Source organism: Paraburkholderia sp. SIMBA_027, from assembly GCF_046535315.1.
Classification (GTDB): domain Bacteria; phylum Pseudomonadota; class Gammaproteobacteria; order Burkholderiales; family Burkholderiaceae; genus Paraburkholderia; species Paraburkholderia tropica.
Genome location: NZ_JAWRWY010000426.1, coordinates 1 through 278, shown reverse-complemented (window position 1 = coordinate 278; position 278 = coordinate 1). Strand labels below are relative to the sequence as shown.

The following is a 278-nucleotide window of genomic DNA, read 5'->3' as shown; positions in this document are numbered from 1 at the left end:
CGGTTGATGCCCTTGTCGATAAAGCCTTCGCGGGCCATCTGGTAGGCCATTTCAATACCGGAAGCACCGGCCGTGGAGCCGCCGGCGGTGAGCTGGTCGATGGCGTTGCGGATCTTCACCTTGTCACGGCCCGACGTCGGTTGGAGCACCACGCGGGATTCACCGGCGTAGACCACCAGCGACACGCGGTCCTGCTCGCGCAACTGATCCACCAGCAATTTCAGCGTGCTTTTCACCAACGGTAACCCTTCGCGGCGGTCCATGGAGCCGGACACATC

The 278-nt window shown here is 62.6% G+C and carries 1 protein-coding gene; it reads right to left on the bottom strand.

The window, feature by feature from the left end; genetic code table 11:
• Positions 1-263 (bottom strand): VWA domain-containing protein (locus tag SB764_RS39685; RefSeq protein ID WP_410866709.1); only part of this gene is annotated, 263 nt, incomplete at its 3' end.
• Between the last annotated feature and the right edge of the window lie 15 nt (positions 264-278).